We start from the raw sequence: 15,953 nt of genomic DNA, 5'->3' as shown, positions 1-15,953 counted from the left end.
GTGGAAGATTACATCCTCCAGGTGGCCCGCGAGGGCCTGTGGCTTGTGCTTCTGACCTCCGCCCCGCCGCTTATCGCCAGCATGGGCGTGGGCCTGGCAGTGAGCGTCGTGCAGGCCACCACCCAGATCCAGGAGCAGACGCTCACCTTCGTGCCCAAGCTCGTCGCCGTCTTCGCCAGCCTGGCCATCGCCGGCCCCTGGATCGGAAGTCAGCTCGTGCGCTTTACCCACGCGCTCTTCGAGGGCTTTCCCAACTACTTCTAAGCCCCCCTCTCTGCCCCCGAAGACGCGCCCATGAGCGAGCTCGCCGCCTTTCTACAAAACACTGCCCTGCAGACGATGGCCTTTGAGGCCGTGGCATTGGCCGCGCTCATCGCCGCGCGCCTGATCCCGATTGTGCAGATCGTGCCCTACTTCGGCGGAAAGGCCACCCCGCAGACGGTCAAACTCGCGTTGGCGGTCACACTCGGCACACTGATCTTCCCCACCGTCTGGATGCAGGGCGCAGGCAGCGCGCTTCCCGAAAGCAGCGCGCTGCTCACCCTGCTCCTGCTCAAAGAGGTGCTCGTGGGCTTCACCCTGGCCTTTGTCGCCTCATTGAGCTTTGAGGCCATCAAAGTCGCCGGCCAGCTCATCGACAACAACGCCGGGCTCACCCAGGCCACAAGCCTCGCCCCCCAGCTCCCCGAGCGCGTCTCGCCAAGCACGAACTTCCTGTTGCAGCTGAGCATCGTCACCTTCTTCACCCTGGGCGGCCACCGCATCTTTTTGTGGGGCCTGGCCAAAAGTTTTGAGCGCCTGCCCCCCCAGGCCCTGCTTCCGGCGCCGGTGGGCGAAGGCGCGATGATCTTCGCCGAGACCGCCGACCTCATCCTGCGCTTAAGCGTCGAGGCCATCGCGCTTGGCGTGCTCATGGCCTTCCCGGTCATCGCCGCGATCTTGCTCGTCAACGTTTTCCTGGCGCTGGTGAACAAGTCCGCCCCCCAGATCAACGTCTTCTTCCTGGGTATGCCACTAAAGGCCGCCATCGCCGTAGCCGTCATGCTGCTCGGCCTCGACGTGCTCCTCGATCTCTTTGTGGACAGCGCCCTCGACGACCTGGCGCTCCTGCACGCGCTGCCCGCGATGAAGGGAGGCGCACCGTGAGCGAAAAAACCGAAGATCCCACTCCCAAAAAGCTGCGCGACGCCCGAAAGGACGGAAAAGTCGCCAAATCTCAGGAGTTTACCGGCGTCGCGGTGATGCTCATCGCCCTGGCCACCCTCACCCTCACCCTGCCGCGCATCGCCCTGGAGCTCGCCAGCTTAAGCGCCCGCGCCATCGAGCTGGCCACGCGCCCCGACCTCGACGCGACGCACATCGGCCCCCTCCCCCGGGAAGCCCTGATGAGTCTGGCCCGCGCGCTCGCGCCGGTGCTCGGCACAGCCTTTATCGCCGCCGCCCTGGCCACCTACCTGCAGGTCGGCGCGATGCTCGTTCTCAAGCCCCTGATCCCCGATCCGCAGCGCCTCGACCCCATCCAGGGCGCCAAAAAGCTCGTCTCCAAAGATCGCCTCGTCGAGCTGATCAAGAACCTGCTCAAGCTCAGCCTGATGGGGTTTGTCGGCTACGGCATCCTGGGCGACTGGCTGCCACCGGTCTCCCGCGCCCCGGGCGGCTCGCTGCTCGGCGCGTTGAGCGGCCTCTCTCAGGCCACCTTCGAGCTCACCACCCACCTGGTCGCCGGCCTGGTCGTTTTTGGCATCTGCGATCTTCTCTTGCAGCGCTACAACTTCACGAAAGGACTGCGCATGGCCAAACACGAGATCAAACGCGAGCACAAAGAGAGCGAAGGCGACGGCCAGCTCAAGGGCAAACGCAAACAACTTCACCGCGAGCTCACCGCCGGCAACGGCCTGGCCCGCGTGCGCGACGCGGACGCCGTCGTCGTCAACCCCACCCACGTGGCCGTGGCCATCAGCTACGACCAGAACGCGATGCGCGCGCCCACCATCGTCGCCTGCGGCCGCGGCGTGACCGCCCAGGTCATCAAACGCGCGGCCTACCGCCACAACATCCCCGTCGTTCAGAACATCTCGCTGGCCCGCGCCCTGGTCGAGCTGGGCGAAGACACCGAGATTCCCGAAGCCTTCTTTGAGCCGGTGGCCGAGATTTTGCGCCACGTCTACAGCCTGCGCGACGCCGAGTCGCGCCCACACCCGGGGCACCCATGACCACCCCACCCCCTATCGACGAAAGCGCGCGCCGCGCCATCCTGCAGCTCGCCTACTGGAATCTGGAGCGCGGGCACCTCCACAAAAGCGAGGCCCTGACCCGCGGTCTGCTGAGCCTCGACGCCACCGACGGCTCGGCCTGGTACTACCTCGGCGAGTCCTTGTGGCGACGCGGGCGGCTAAGCGACGCGGCGCAGGCGCTCACGCAGGCCACGCGCCACGGCGATCGCCGCCCGCAGACCTGGCTTGCCCTGGCTGAAGTTCAGGTCATCTGCTCGGAGCCCGACGCCGCGCGCCACGCCATCACCGAGCTCTGCCGGCTGGTCCCGCGCGACGACCCGCGCGCAAAACGCGCGCTGGCCCTCTTACGATGCTGCCCCGCCCCTTTTGTCGCGTCCTGAGTCGTCGGTCGCGCTCAACCGACCAGATTGGCGATCATCGGCGGAAGCTCCGCAGCGATCACCGGCATGCCGTCATCTTTCGACAGCGCCCCCTGCGCCCCGCGCTCCGCGGCGATCTGCTCCAGCTCCGCCCGCGGACGCCCCGACACAATGATCACCGGCAGGCTCGCCAGGGCCTCAATCGCCCGCAGCGCCACCACCGTATCGTCACCCGGAACCTCCGGCAGGTTCAGATCCGTGATCACCACATCAAAGCCCTGTCCGGCCACCTGGCCGACCTCCCCGAAGCGCTCGCATGCCACCACCTCATGGCCCGCCCCCTGGCACACCATCGTGAGCATCTGCACGATCAACGGACTGTCTTCAACGATCAATACCCGCGCCATGAATCCCTTTCCTCTGGCCTCACCGCCGCCTAGACACCGAGCGACTCGCGATCGGCGGCCAGCAGCTCTTCCACCAGGTTGAGTAACTTCCCGCCGGCGATCTCGCCCTTAATCAAGTAGCGATTCACCCCGGCTGAGACCGCCTGCGCGATCTCCTCTTCATCTTGCACACTTGTGAGCATCACGATCGGAAGATCGTCAAAGGTGCCCAGCCCGCGCACCGCGCGCACAAGCTCCGTGCCGCTCATATAGGGCATCTGCATGTCGGTGATCAACAGGTCGTAGTCGGCCTGCTTGATCCGCGAGAGCGCATCTTTGCCGTCGGTCGCCAGCACAATATCGTAGGGCCCCTCCGAGAGCACAAACGCGATCGAAGCGGCCACCGTCTCGGTGTCTTCCGCCACCAGGATGCGCTGCTTGCGCACCGTCTCCTGACGCTCCACATAAGGCGCCACGGTGAGGATCTCCTGCACGCGGTTCACAAGCTCCCCGCCGCCAATCGAGCCCTTGATCAGGTAGTCGATCGCGCCGGCTTTAAGGCCCGCCTCGCGCTGCTCCGGGTGATCCAGGCTCGTGAGCAGAATCACCGGGATATGGTCGAGCCCCGGCGTCGAACGCACCATCCGCGTGAGCGCCACCCCGTCCATCCGCGGCATATCCACATCCGAGATCACCAGCGAGTAGGCCTGCTCCTGCAGCATCTGAAGCGCCTCCTCGCCATTCTCGGCGATGTCGATGGGCACCTCCAGATCCGAGAGCAAAAAGCCCACGCTCGCCGCGATGGTGGGGATGTCGTCGACCACCAGAATGCGCTGCTCCAGCACCTCCGGCGCCGGCCCGTCTTCCACGTCGGTGACCTCAGCCACGCCCTCAATCTCGGCCGGAATCTCCGCAACCTCGTTGGCCTCGGCGCCCGCCTCGGGCGAGGTCTTCGCTCCGGAGGCCTGTTTGGCCGGCACGAGCACCGCCGCGCCGCTCTTCGACTCCCCGGCCTGCCGGGTCTGCCCGAGCTCGCCGAGGGTTTTGCGAAGTTCCTGCACGATCTCATCGGCCTGCATCTCATCGATGCGCGCGCCCTTCTCACGGGCGGCGTCCTCAATAAGCGCATAGCCACGCAGCAGAGTCTTGGTGGGCCAGGCGCGTTTGCTCGGCTCGACCTTACGCATCGCCACGAGCACCTGCTCCATCGTCCCGGTGACTTCGGCCACGGGCTTTAAGCCCAGCATCGCCGCACCGCCGCGGATCGCGTGCAGGTGCGAGGTCGACTGCTGCAGGGCCTCTTCAGAGCCGTGCTCGCTAAAGATCCCCATCATCGCGATCGACAGCCCGGTGAGCCGACGGCTGGCCTCCTGCTGGAAGGCCTCCACAAACTGCTCCAGCCCGGCGGCTGCGCCGCCTGAAGCCTTGACCTTGGCCGGCGCCTTGCTGCTGGCCGCCTGGCGCGCGCTCAAAAAGTCGGCCAGGCCCGAGAGCCCGCGCACGATCACGTCGAGACGAGTAGCGTCGGCACCCTCATCATCGAGCTCGCCGATGATGTCGGCCAGGCCCTGCGCGATCTTCGCGCTGCCTTCGCTATGGGCGCTTTCGGGCTCGGAGAGCGCCTCAAAGCGCGCCCTCAATGTGTCGATTGCTGCTCGCTGATCCATCACGTTTATCAACGCCTGTGGGTTGCCTTTTTGTCGATTCCGGCAGATGCGGCCGCATCATACGTCGCGCTTCGATCTGGGGCAACGCCGCCACCCGGCCAAATCGCCCCAAAAAAAGATCCGGCGATCGCCTCGCGATCGCCGGATCTTTTACGTTAGCGCGCCCGATGCTCAACATCGGCCGCCTCGTTCACCCGCTCGCCAGCGCGCCCTCACAGGCGCGCACCGGCGAACGGCGTAACCCTTATGAGGTCGAAGCAGGCTCGACGATCGCGTGGATCCTCCAGCCTTCTCCTCGCGGAGACGACACCACATTGATGGGCGTCTCGTAGTTCTCGGAAAAATCTGCCAGCAGCTCGCCAAGATGCTCCACCCAACGCTGGGTGTAGGCGCGCTCGCGGCCTCGCATACGCATGACAAATCGCACCTGGTTGCCGCCCTCCAAAAACTTCTTGGCGCGGCGCAACTTCACGTCCATGTCGTGGTCGTCGGTGTTCGGACGCAGCTGCACGGTCTTGAGCTGCACGCGCGTTGAGCGCGATGCGGCCGCTTTCTTGGACTGGTCGTACTGGTACTTACCAAAATCCATGATGCGACAGACCGGCGGGCGCGAGTTGGGCGCGACCTCCACCAGATCCAGACCAAACTCTTTGGCCTTATCGCGAGCCTCATTGGGATGCATGATCCCCAGCTGCTCGCCATCCGGCGAGATCACCCGAACTTCGGATGCGCGAATGGAGTGGTTGACGCGATGTCCCGCGTTATTGCGATCGTTATGATTGCTCCGGCGAATAATGACCTCCTCAAGGGTTGGTTGTTTTTTACGCCCTGCGCTGTCTTTGACGCCAGGTCTGCTGCTTCGAGCGGCGTCCGCGTTTGCTCACGGCGTAGTACGGGCCTACGGCACAAAGTTAACATAAGCCCGGTTACGCAACAAGCAAGTCAGCGGCGCTCTTCCAGCAGAACTCGGCGCTCAGCCCCACAACTCGGACGCTGGCGACGTCGACCCCCTTCCCAACTTTCTGGATCGTCCTCAAATCTGCGCACCCTCACCGGGCGCGGCGAGCGTGTTTTGCACGTTGGGAGAACAATGAAACAAACAAGGGTGGCGGGCGAGCCGAGGACGACGCGTCACGCCTCATTCGGTCAAAAAGATCCGCCGTACCCGTGGCGAGATGCGACAGAGCAGCTCGTACGAGATGGTCTGGCCCCGCTCCGCCCACTCCTCCACCGCGATCGCCGGGCCCTCCGGTGAGGCTTCTCCAAAGAGCAGCACCTCATCGCCCACGCGCACCGCGCCGGCGTCGGTGACGTCGATCATCGCCACATCCATGCACACGTTGCCCACCACCGGGCAACGTCGTCCCCCCACCATCACCTCACCACCGTTGGACAAAAAGCGCGGGAAGCCATCGTTGTACCCCACCGCGATCGTCGCCAGACGGCGCGCCTGCCCCTCACAGCGCCAGGTGCGCCCGTAGCCCACCGTATCGCCGGGCTCCACCTGCTGAAGATGCAAAATCCGCGTCGTAAAGCGCAGCGCCGGGCGCACCCCACGCGCCACATCGCCCACCGCCTCCGAGGGGTGCAGCCCGTAAAGCCCGAGCCCCACCCGCACCATCGAGTATCGCGCGCGCCTGTGGCGCCAGGCCGCCGCGGTGTTCGCCGCGTGCACAACGCCTGTGGGCACGCCCGCGGCCCGCAGACCCTCGAGCACCCCGTCAAACGCGTCGAGCTGGCGGTGGGTGAACGCGTCTTCGTTCGGATCGTCGGCGGCGGCCAGGTGCGTCATCACCCCGCCGATGCGCAGCCCGCTCATCCCGGCGACCTTTTTGCCAAAGGCCACCGCATCCTCCGGGCGCAGCCCCACCCGGCGCATGCCGCTGTCGATCTCCAGGTGCACATCGACCTCCCTGCCGGCGCGGCGCGCCTGCATTTGCAGCGCGCGAGCCACGGGCAGCGCATAAATCAACGCGGTCAGATCGTATTTGACGATCTTATCGGCCTCCGCCGCCTGCACGTTGGTCACTAAAATCGGCAAACGAATGCCCCGGCGCCTCAGCGGAATCGCCTCATCCGGGTACGCCACCGCCAGCGCGCGGATCCCCTGGCGCGCCAGCAACTGCGAGACGCGGGTGGCGTCATTGCCGTAGCCAAAACTCTTGACCACGGCCATCACCCCCACCTCATCGCCCAGATGACGACTGAGCGCGTGGTAATTGTCGCGGATCGCCCCCAGATCGATCGACAGGCGCGTGGGCGCCACGCTCTCCAGAAGATGGTGCGCCGCGCGGTCGAGCCCGATGGTGCGGCTGGCCTTAAAGAGCACCACATCGCCGGCCACCAGCCGCTCCTCCAGCACGCGGTTGAGCGCCTCCAACCCCCCGGCCTGGTGGATGCGCTCCGGGTCCATGCCCGCCTCCACCGCCCCCTCGCCAATGTATTTTGCGAGCTCACCGAGCAGGTAAAGCGCGTCGATCTGATGGCGCGCCACCGTCCTCCCCAGCTCCCGATGCGCCTCCTCGGCCCGGGCGCCCAGATCGAGCATATCCCCCAGGATCGCCACGCTGCGCTGACCGGCCGAGAAGTTGCGCAGCACCTCCAGCGCCGCCCGCGCGCTGGAGGGGTCGGCGTTGTACGCGTCGTTGATCAGCGTCACGCCCCCGCTCGTCGTGTGCATCTGCAGGCGCATCTCGCTGAGCTCAAAACGCTCCAGCCCGCCGACCACCTCGTTCATCGAGGCGCCCAGAATCCCGGCCATCGCCGCGGCCACCGAGGCGTTCTGCACATTATGCGCTCCGGGCACCCGCAGGCGCACCACCCGGCTGCCGTTGCCCGCCAGCGCCAGCTCAAATCGCCAGCCCGAGGCCAGGGCCCGCACCTGGCGAGCAACGCTTAACCCATCCTCGCCATCGCCAGTCGTTGGGCGCCCTTCAGCCTCCTCCCGAGTCTCATCGGTGTCACGCTCCGCGCCGGCAAGCTCCCCCTCCAGCCCACCCGCACCACCACTCTCCGCGAGCGCCGGATCGGCCTCCCCATCCCCTGCGATCCCCACCTCCACCAGATGCGGTTTCACGTGAAACAGGTCCGAAAATGCATCGAAAACCTCCCTCAAAACGACCAGTCGGCCGGGCTCCAACCCCTCAAAAAGACGCATCTTTTCTTCGGCGATCCCCCGCGCATCCCCCAGACCGGCGGCGTGCGCCGAGCCGATATTCGTCAGAATCCCGTGGGTCGGCTGCACCATCGCCACCTGCCGGGCCATCTCCCCGCGCTGGCTGATGCCCACCTCGATCAGCGCCACATCGTGCACCGGGCGAATGCCCAGCAGCGTCAGCGGCACCCCCACCTGCGAGTTGTAGCTCCCGGGGCTGGCGTGCACCGTATGGCCCCGCGCCAGCATGCTCGCCAGCATATCTTTGACGATCGTTTTGCCGTTGGAGCCGGTGATCGCCACCACCGGAATGTCGAACTTCGCGCGCCAGGCCGCCGCGATCGCCTGCAACGCCGCCCGCGTGTCCGCCACCCGAATCAAGGCGCCTTCGCCGAACTCCTCCCGACGCCCGTGATGCACAAGCGCCGCGCCCGCCCCCGACTCCAGAGCCTGGCGCACGTAGGCATGCCCGTCAAAACGCGGCCCCTCCAGCGCCACAAAAAGCGCGCCCGTGGCCAGAAGTCGCCGCGAATCCACCACCACTTCGCTGATCGCCGTGTCCGGATCGCCCCCGTCGAGCCGCCCGTTCGCCCAGCGGGCCACCTCTCCCAGCGTCAGCCGCGCGGCCGACTCGCCACTCGCAACCGACCCGTTGCTGCTCACCGCCACACCCCGTGCATCGGATTCACCGGCGAAATTCCCTCCCCGATCTTCGGCGCCTTCTCGATCGCCTCGCTGATGAATTCGCGGGCAAAGGCCACCGCATCCACCAGCGCATCACCCCGAGAAAGCCGCGCGCAGATCGCCGCCGAGAAGGTACACCCCGAGCCGTGCACCCGTTTGGAGTCCACCCGATCCGCCCCGAACTCCACAAAGCCCGAGCCGTCATAAAACACGTCGCGCACGATGCGCTCAAAATGCCCGCCCTTGATCACCACGTTCTTCGCGCCGGCGCCGTGCAGCCGTTTGGCGGCCTCTTTCATATCCTGCACGCTCTCGACCTCCTTCATGCCGCTCAGATGCCCGGCCTCAAAACGGTTGGGCGTCACGATCAGCGCGTGGCGCAACAGCTTCTCGCGCAGCGCCACAAAGGCCGAGGGCGGCATCAAGGGCTCCCCGTGCTTGGAGATCATCACCGGATCAACCACCAGGCGCTCCATCGGATGATCTTCGAGATACTCCACCACGCACCCGATCATCACCTCGTTGCCCAGCGCCCCGGTCTTGGCGGCGGTGGGTTTAAGATCGCCCAGCACCGCGTCGAGCTGCGCGCGCACCATCGTCTCCGAGACCATCTCCACCGAGCTCACCCCCACGGTGTTCTGGGCGGTGAGCAGCGTGAGCACGCTCGTGCCAAAGACCCCGCAGGCCGCAAAGGTCTTTAAGTCGGCCTGAATGCCTGCCCCGCCCCCGCTGTCGCTGCCGGCGATGGTCAACGCCACCGCCGGCGTCTCCGTGGCGCCCGGCCCTTTAGGCTTCTCGAAAAGATCAAAAAACGCGCTCATCTCAACCCTCGCTCTCGCTGGTGTCGGGGCCCTCGGCCCCCTCCTCATCCTCGATCTGCTCGCCAGTTTGCCCGAAGCGTCGCTGGCGTCGGCTGTAATCCTCAAAGGCCTCGATCAGCTTCGTCTCATCAAAGTCCGGCCAGAGCGTCTCGGTGATGAAGAGCTCGCTGTACGCGATCTGCCACAACAAAAAGTTCGAGACCCGGCACTCCCCGCTGGTGCGGATCACAAGGTCCGGATCGAGGCGCCCCCGGGTGTAGAGGTAATCGCTGATCGTATCTTCATTGATGGCGTCGACGTCGAGTTTTCCAGCCACCGCGTCGCGCGCGATGTTACGCGCCGCCTGGGTGATCTCTTCACGGCCGCCGTAGCTCACGGCCACCTGCAGGATCATCCCGTTGTTCTCGGCGCTGCGCGCCTCCAGCTCCCCGATGGCTTTTTGCAACTTCGGAGAGAGGCGCTCGCGGTCGCCGATCACCTGCATGCGGATGCCGTTCTGCAAAAGGCGTTTGCGCTCTTTTTTGATGTAGAGATCAAAGAGCGTCATCAGCCCGCTGACCTCATCGCGCGGCCGACCCCAGTTCTGGGAGCTGAACGCATAGAGCGTCAGGATCTCCACCCCCAGGTAGCGGCAGCTCTCCACCACGCGGCGCACCGCGTTCGCACCCTCATGGTGGCCGCGAATCCGCGCCATCCCCCGCTGCACCGCCCAGCGCCCATTGCCGTCCATGATCACGGCCACGTGCCTCGGGACCTCTCCCTCAAACCGCTTGAGCGTGGCCTCATCGACCGTCAGTTTTGCCATCGCGTCTGCACTCGCAAAAGGTTCAAAACACCTGACTCTCTGCGCACCCGAATAGCGCGCGGGAGCCGGCGCACGCTACTACGCACCCGGCAGCGTTAAAAGAGGCTCAAGCTCACCCTCGAGCTCACCGGCGCGTATCGTCTGCCCCACCTCATACGCCCCACGTTTCATAAAGACCAGCCCCCGGTACAACGCCCCACCCACGTCGCGGGCCACGCTGACAAGCTCCCCCTTCTTGACCCACTCCCCATCAATAAGCGCCTCCACATCCGCCCCCACCTCCGGCGCCTCCTCGGCCTTCAAACTCACTCGCCGCAGCATCTTCGCCGGCGTGCCGCGCGTATCCAGCCTGGCGATGATCTCCTGGCCCAGATAACACCCCTTGTCGTAGGCGATCGCGTCTTCAAAGCCGGCCTCCAGGGGAATCACCTTCTCGTGCAACTCCACCCCGAAGCGCGGCACCCCGGCAGCCAGGCGAAGCCGCTCAAAGCCCGCCTCCCCGCACATCGCCAGCGGCCGACCCACGGCCTCCTCCACCGCCGCCATCACCCCGAGCACATCCGCCGGATCCAGGCGCAGCTCATAGGCTTCTTCGGGCGACCAGGGCACCCGCTGCACCACCACGCCACGTCCTGCGACCTCCCCCCAGGTGCCCCCGAACATCGCGACGCTCCCCGGCGCCATCCGATGCGCCCACGACCCGCACTGCGCCAGCACCTGGGCCGCCCCCCGGCCGTAGAGCCCCAGCACAAAGGTCTCCGCGCTGCGATCCTTAAGCGTGACCTTTTCCAGAATAATATGGCGACGCAGGTGGCTCATCAGCCCGCCGGCCAGCGTGCCGGGCTCCATATCCACCAGCAGCATCTCGGGGAAATGCATCAGCCGGGCCTCCCCCACAAATCTGCCGGTGTGGCTGACCCAGGCCGTGCGCTGACCCTTGCCCTCCTCGGCCAGCCCCATCAGGTCGCTGGTCACCAGGCCCTGCAGCCAGGGGATGGCGTCATCGCCCGCAATCGTCAGCGTCTCGCGCGGGCTTCGGGCCACCCAGCCCAGCCCCTCCTCGAGCACCGCGTCGACCCCGGCCTGATCCTCATCGCGCTGCTCCCCCACAAAACGAACCTGACCTTCGTCGCCAAACACGGCGCCACGCGCCTCAAAGTTCGCCCGAATGTTCTGCGATATCGCCATCACCTGCCTCACGTCCATCGTTGCATCGTTTAAAGTCGGCGGCCCGCGCTTCCCTCTCGTGAACCTCTCCCAAAAGAGATCCTTCACCGAGGGCGCTCACCGCCTTATAGGTTGCGTGCGGAACAAGCTCCAGCGCCGCTTCGTTCCACCGGCGTCAAGCAAGGGTACGTTGCCCATCTCGCCAGACCCGCAGGGCCTTGCGGTTGTGCGCGTTCCTGATTAGATTCCGCCTGCCTCACAGGCCCCACCGCCGGCCGCGCGTCGCGCGCCCTCCCGGCCGGGCCCCTCCCAGCTGCTCCCCCTCTCTCGGTGAGCCCGACGTGTCCTCCCCAGACCTCTACAACCGGCGATTTTTTCTCTTCAGCGGCAAAGGCGGCGTGGGCAAAACCACGCTGGCCGCGGCCTTCGCGCTCAGCTGCGCTCGCCAGGGCGAACGCACGCTTTTGATGGAGCTCAACGTCAAGGGCAAGATCAGCACGCTTTTTGGCGCCGGCGAAGTCGACCACGAGATCCGCGAGGTCGACGACAACCTCTTTGCCGTCAACGTCACCCCGGCCGCGGCGATGCGCGAATACGCGCTGATGATCCTCAAGATCAAGCTCGTCTACCGCGCCGTCTTCGAGAACCGCATCGTCAGCTCCTTTCTCAAAGTGATCCCCGGCCTCAACGAGCTGGTGATGCTGGGCAAGGCCTACTACCACGTCAACGAGACCGACGAGGCCGGCCGCCCGAAGTGGGATAAGATCATCGTGGATGCCCCGGCCACCGGCCACGGTATTTTCTTCCTGAAAATTCCCTCGGTGATCACCAGCCTTGTGAAGTCCGGGCTGATGTTCGAGGAAGCCCAGCGCATCCTCGACTTGCTGCAAGACCCGGAGCGCACGGCCATCAACCTGGTGACCCTGGCCGAAGACATGCCCGTCAACGAGACCCTGGAGCTGGCGCGGGTGGTGCGCGAAGAGATGGGCGTGCCCATCGGCGTGGTGCTCGCCAATGCCGTCTACCGCCCGCTCTTTGACGAGGCGCAGGTCGCCCACCTCAACGAGGCCCACGCTGCGTTGCAGGCCGCCGCCGACGCCGGCGACGCGCAGGCCCAGACCCACCCGGCCGCCGGTTTTCTGGAGGCGGCGCGTTTCCGAAACGCCCGGGTCGCCATGCAGCAAGAATACCTCGATCTGCTGCGCGAGCAGGCCGACGCCCCCATGATCGAAGTCCCCTTCTACTTCCACGACCGCATGAGCTTTGCCACGATCGACGAGATCGCCGCGCACCTCTCCCGCGAGCTCCCCGCGCTTGCCAACCCCGCCGAAGACGCCGCCGACCGCTCCTCAAGCTCCGCGGGCTGAGTTCCCCGACGCTGAGTTCCCCGACGACATTTGAGCGCTTCTGGCGACCTTTTTGAAGGATCCCTCCCATGGCCCGCACCGACGATGAGGCCCCGGCCTCCCGACACTTTGAGCGCGTGATCTCCGAGCGACAGGTCGTGATCTGCGTGGGCTCCGGCGGCGTGGGCAAGACCACCTCCAGCGCCGTCATCGGGCTCAACGCCGCCATCAGCGGCCGCCGCGTCCTCGTCATGACCATCGACCCCGCTCGCCGCCTCGCCAACTCCTTAGGGATCGAGGCCCTGGGCAGCGAGATGCAGCAGATCCCCCTGGAGCGTTTTAAAGAGCTCGGTCTTGAGCCAAAGGGTGAGCTCTGGGCGATGATGCTCGACATGAAGGACTCCTTCGATCGCCTCGTGCAGCGCCACGCCCCCGACCCCAAAACCCGCGACGCCATCCTCGACAACCGCTTTTACCACTACTTCTCCACCAGCCTGGCCGGCACCCAGGAGTACGCCGCCTCGGAGCGCCTCCATGAGCTCGTCGAGTCTGGCGAGTTTGACCTGATCGTGCTCGATACCCCGCCCACCACCCACGCGCTGGACTTTCTGGAAGCCCCCGAGCGCCTGGTCGACGCCGTGAGCTCCCGCGCCCTGCAGTGGCTCTACAAACCCGGCGTGCTCTCCGGGCGCTCCGGTATGGGCATCGTCTCCCTCGGCACGAACTACGTGATGCGCACCCTGGGCAAATTCACCGGCGGAGAGCTCTTAAGCGAGCTCGGCGTGTTTCTCAAAACCTTCTCCTCGCTCTTTGAGGGCTTTGAAGAGCGCGCCCGCGGCGTCATCGATCTGCTCAAAAGCTCGGCCACGGGTTTTGTGGTCGTCACCGCCCCCGACAGCCTCACCGTCGAAGAAGCGCTCTACTTTTACGAAAAACTCGACCGCGACGCCCTGCACGTCGACGCCTTCATCGTCAACCGCGTGCACCCCCGCTGGGTCAGCGAGGAGGCCCTGGCGCTGCCGCCCGAGGAGCTGGGCACAGCCCTCGAAGCGCCCCCGCTGCCCGCGCTCGACGAGGCCCTCGAACCCACCGCCCTGGCCGAGCTTTTGTTGGAGAACGCCTCCCAGTTTGAGCTCCGCGCCACCCAGGACGCCACCAGCATCGCGCTGATGGGCGATCGGCTCCCCAAAACGATGCCGATCCTGCAAGTTCCCTACTTCAACCGGGACATTCACTCTCTGGCCGGCCTCAACAAAGCCCGCACCGCCCTTTTTGCGGATTTTTAAATGTGTCATCAGGGCCGAATCCCGCAACGCCGGTGGGGCTGACTCCAGGGCATGGTGCTTGATTCGGGACTCACGTCTTCGCTACAGCTCGGGGCATTCTCTGGATGTGAATTCGGCGCCTTGATGCGCTCCCTGCCCCCGAGCTTAGTGATGATCGTCAAAACTCTGCGCCGCTTAAGCGCCGCCCTCCTCTTAAGCCTCACCTTGAGCGCCTGCGGCGACGACGCCATAGGCCAGTGCGACGCCTACCCCGCCTGCAACGCCGACCAGACCGAGGTCGAGAGCTGCGAGGAAGGCGACGAGAGCTGCCACGAAAACACCCTCTGCGGCTCCACCATCTTCTGCCAGGACATACCCACCGACTGTGCGGCCATCCCGCAGTGCGAGCCCGGTCACGAAGAGGTGGAATCGTGCATCCCCGGCGGGGAGTGCTATGAGGTGACCGAATGCGGCGCGACGATTCTCTGTGAGGATCCACATGTCTGCGATGACGAGCCGGGCTGCGCCGAAGACGACATTCAGGTCGACTCCTGCCCCGAGGACGCTACCTGCTACGAGCGCATCGCCTGCGATGTCACGTTCGTGTGTCAGGAAGCCGGGAGTTGCAACGAAGTTCCGGTGTGCAACGAGGGCGACGCCCTGGTCGACGCCTGCCCCGAAGGCGCCCCATGCTACGTGCGCGAGGCCTGTGGCCAGACCATCAACTGTGAAGATGCGGAAGCCTGTGGTGAACTGCCGACGCCATCGCCGGCCTGCGACGAAGGCGACGCCGTGGTCGATTCCTGCTCCGCCGACGCCACCTGCTACGAGCGCGAGACCTGTGGCCAATCCATCATCTGCCAGCAGGCCGTCGGCGGCTAACCCGCACCTACCTCATCACCGCGCCACCCCGGGGCGATGTCCGACCGAGAGACGGACATCGCCCTTTTTTTATGCGCCCCATCCGCAACCCTGGGTCGGACATCGCCATCCCTTCCGCTTCGTCTCCGGCCGGTCGTGCGCACGTTTCTGGCAGACGCTGACCCTTTTCCACCGCCCTCCGGAGTCCCCCATGCACTTCTCCGACCGCAAGCCCACTCGCCTCTCCCCCGACGAGATCGACGCGCTTATCGCCGAGGTGACCTTCCCCATCTACACCGAAGATCTCTTAAGCCAGTTCCGCAACGCCGGCGCTTCCGAGCGCACCATGAAGGCCCTGGGCGACATCCCCGAACACACCTACCAGGACCAGAACGAGCTGCGAAAAGCGCTCCTGGGCTACAAATTCGACCCCCAGAACGAGCCGCATAGCTCGACCTCCATCTTCAAAGGCAGCAGCAGCCTCCCCAACAAGGCCGCCCACTGAGACATCCCGCGCCATGGTCGCTGCCCCACCCCCTCTCCCAAACCCGGTCAGGAGCCCCGCGATGGAACGCCTGAAAAACGACCGCGCCACCAACAAACTCCTCAACGAGGTCACCGAATACATCGCCGACGTGGAGTACCCAGCCCACACCGGCGAGCTGTTGGATAAGGCGCGTAAGGCCGGTGCCCCCCACCGCGTGCTCGACACGCTGGGCCTTTTACCCGAGCGCGTTTTTCAGACCTACGACGATCTCGTCGCCTTCGTCATCGATCCCGAAGACACCCCCTCGCCACCCGACGAAGACCCCCGCCACCACAGCTCCCTCGGCCGCGGCCTCCTCCCCGACGAATTTTTTCAATGATTTCAATTAATTAGGCGGGTGCATGGTGGGGGGGGGGGGGGTCGGCGAGTGGGTCGGGGAGGTGAGGTCCGCCACTGAGGTGACTTAGTGCGGGTTCTGTCCACAACAGAACGCCTACTCAGACCCCTTACCTCTCGTTCTGTTCCCAACAGAAGCGCTACTCAGACCCCTTAGCCCGGGTTCTGTTCACAACAGAACGCCTACTCAGACCCCTTAGCTCTCGTTTTACTCAGGTAAATTGGCGACTCAGACCCCTTACCTCCCCTTTTACTCAGGTAAATCGGCCACTCAGACCCCTTAGCTCCCCTTTTACTCAGGTAAATCGGCAACTCAGGCCC

16 protein-coding genes are annotated in these 15,953 nt (G+C 65.4%); 9 read left to right on the top strand and 7 right to left on the bottom strand.

What is annotated here, in order from left to right; all coding sequences use genetic code 11:
- The 4 genes from fliQ to FRC96_RS04045 are packed head-to-tail and all read left to right on the top strand — an operon-like array spanning window position 1 to window position 2,614.
- Window positions 1–264: a flagellar biosynthesis protein FliQ gene (fliQ, locus tag FRC96_RS04060; protein ID WP_146972982.1), complete on the top strand. Its 264-nt coding sequence runs from the start codon at window positions 1–3 to the stop codon at window positions 262–264.
- A 30-nt stretch (window positions 265–294) separates the two neighbouring features.
- Window positions 295–1,146 carry a flagellar biosynthetic protein FliR gene (locus tag FRC96_RS04055; protein ID WP_146972979.1) on the top strand — a complete coding sequence of 284 codons (852 nt, stop codon included), beginning with the start codon at window positions 295–297 and terminating at the stop codon, window positions 1,144–1,146.
- On the top strand, window positions 1,143–2,213 hold the full coding sequence (locus FRC96_RS04050) for an EscU/YscU/HrcU family type III secretion system export apparatus switch protein (RefSeq protein ID WP_146972977.1): 1,071 nt from the start codon (window positions 1,143–1,145) through the stop codon (window positions 2,211–2,213). The genes FRC96_RS04055 and FRC96_RS04050 overlap by 4 nt, the downstream gene beginning before the upstream one ends.
- Window positions 2,210–2,614, top strand: coding sequence for a tetratricopeptide repeat protein (locus tag FRC96_RS04045; protein WP_146972974.1), 405 nt, complete (start codon window positions 2,210–2,212; stop codon window positions 2,612–2,614). The genes FRC96_RS04050 and FRC96_RS04045 overlap by 4 nt, the downstream gene beginning before the upstream one ends.
- A 14-nt stretch (window positions 2,615–2,628) precedes the next feature.
- Here FRC96_RS04045 and FRC96_RS04040 read toward each other — a convergent pair whose 3' ends face one another.
- The 7 genes from FRC96_RS04040 to FRC96_RS04010 form a co-directional block, all read right to left on the bottom strand.
- Entirely contained in the window at window positions 2,629–3,000 is a 372-nt protein-coding gene (locus tag FRC96_RS04040; RefSeq protein WP_146972971.1) for a response regulator, read from the bottom strand.
- A gap of 29 nt (window positions 3,001–3,029) precedes the next feature.
- Complete coding sequence (locus FRC96_RS04035; RefSeq protein ID WP_146972968.1) at window positions 3,030–4,646, bottom strand: response regulator; 1,617 nt, start codon at window positions 4,644–4,646, stop codon at window positions 3,030–3,032.
- Window positions 4,647–4,890: 244 nt separating this feature from the next.
- The gene (infC, locus tag FRC96_RS04030) at window positions 4,891–5,439 is read right to left on the bottom strand and encodes a translation initiation factor IF-3 (protein WP_283808883.1); all 549 of its coding nucleotides are present in this window, start codon (window positions 5,437–5,439) and stop codon (window positions 4,891–4,893) included.
- Window positions 5,440–5,784: 345 nt separating this feature from the next.
- Window positions 5,785–8,463: an alanine racemase gene (gene alr, locus FRC96_RS04025; RefSeq protein ID WP_146972963.1), complete on the bottom strand. Its 2,679-nt coding sequence runs from the start codon at window positions 8,461–8,463 to the stop codon at window positions 5,785–5,787.
- A complete protein-coding gene (gene thiD, locus FRC96_RS04020) occupies window positions 8,460–9,305 on the bottom strand; it encodes a bifunctional hydroxymethylpyrimidine kinase/phosphomethylpyrimidine kinase (RefSeq protein ID WP_146972960.1) in 846 nt (281 codons plus the stop codon). Before thiD ends, alr begins: the two co-directional genes overlap by 4 nt.
- A 1-nt stretch (window position 9,306) precedes the next feature.
- Window positions 9,307–10,110: an isoprenyl transferase gene (locus FRC96_RS04015; RefSeq protein WP_146972957.1), complete on the bottom strand. Its 804-nt coding sequence runs from the start codon at window positions 10,108–10,110 to the stop codon at window positions 9,307–9,309.
- A gap of 78 nt (window positions 10,111–10,188) precedes the next feature.
- A complete protein-coding gene (locus FRC96_RS04010) occupies window positions 10,189–11,298 on the bottom strand; it encodes a YgfZ/GcvT domain-containing protein (protein WP_146972955.1) in 1,110 nt (369 codons plus the stop codon).
- A gap of 320 nt (window positions 11,299–11,618) precedes the next feature.
- On the opposite strand from FRC96_RS04010, the gene FRC96_RS04005 reads away from it, so the two are divergent.
- The 5 genes from FRC96_RS04005 (at window position 11,619) to FRC96_RS03990 (ending at window position 15,615) form a co-directional block, all read left to right on the top strand.
- On the top strand, window positions 11,619–12,644 hold the full coding sequence (locus FRC96_RS04005) for an ArsA family ATPase (RefSeq protein WP_230469858.1): 1,026 nt from the start codon (window positions 11,619–11,621) through the stop codon (window positions 12,642–12,644).
- A gap of 68 nt (window positions 12,645–12,712) precedes the next feature.
- Window positions 12,713–13,909, top strand: a complete 1,197-nt coding sequence (locus FRC96_RS04000) for an ArsA family ATPase (protein ID WP_146972949.1) — start codon at window positions 12,713–12,715, stop codon at window positions 13,907–13,909.
- A gap of 150 nt (window positions 13,910–14,059) precedes the next feature.
- Complete coding sequence (locus FRC96_RS21785) at window positions 14,060–14,770, top strand: hypothetical protein (RefSeq protein WP_230469857.1); 711 nt, start codon at window positions 14,060–14,062, stop codon at window positions 14,768–14,770.
- A gap of 190 nt (window positions 14,771–14,960) precedes the next feature.
- Window positions 14,961–15,254, top strand: coding sequence for a DUF2795 domain-containing protein (locus tag FRC96_RS21780; RefSeq protein ID WP_230469856.1), 294 nt, complete (start codon window positions 14,961–14,963; stop codon window positions 15,252–15,254).
- 61 nt (window positions 15,255–15,315) lie between these two features.
- Window positions 15,316–15,615, top strand: coding sequence for a DUF2795 domain-containing protein (locus FRC96_RS03990; protein WP_230469855.1), 300 nt, complete (start codon window positions 15,316–15,318; stop codon window positions 15,613–15,615).
- The last annotated feature ends 338 nt before the right edge of the window (window positions 15,616–15,953 follow it).

It is taken from the genome of Lujinxingia vulgaris (genome assembly GCF_007997005.1).
Lineage (GTDB): Bacteria > Myxococcota_A > Bradymonadia > Bradymonadales > Bradymonadaceae > Lujinxingia.
The sequence above is the reverse complement of the archived record's forward strand: the minus strand, read 5'-3'. Positions and strand labels throughout refer to the sequence as shown.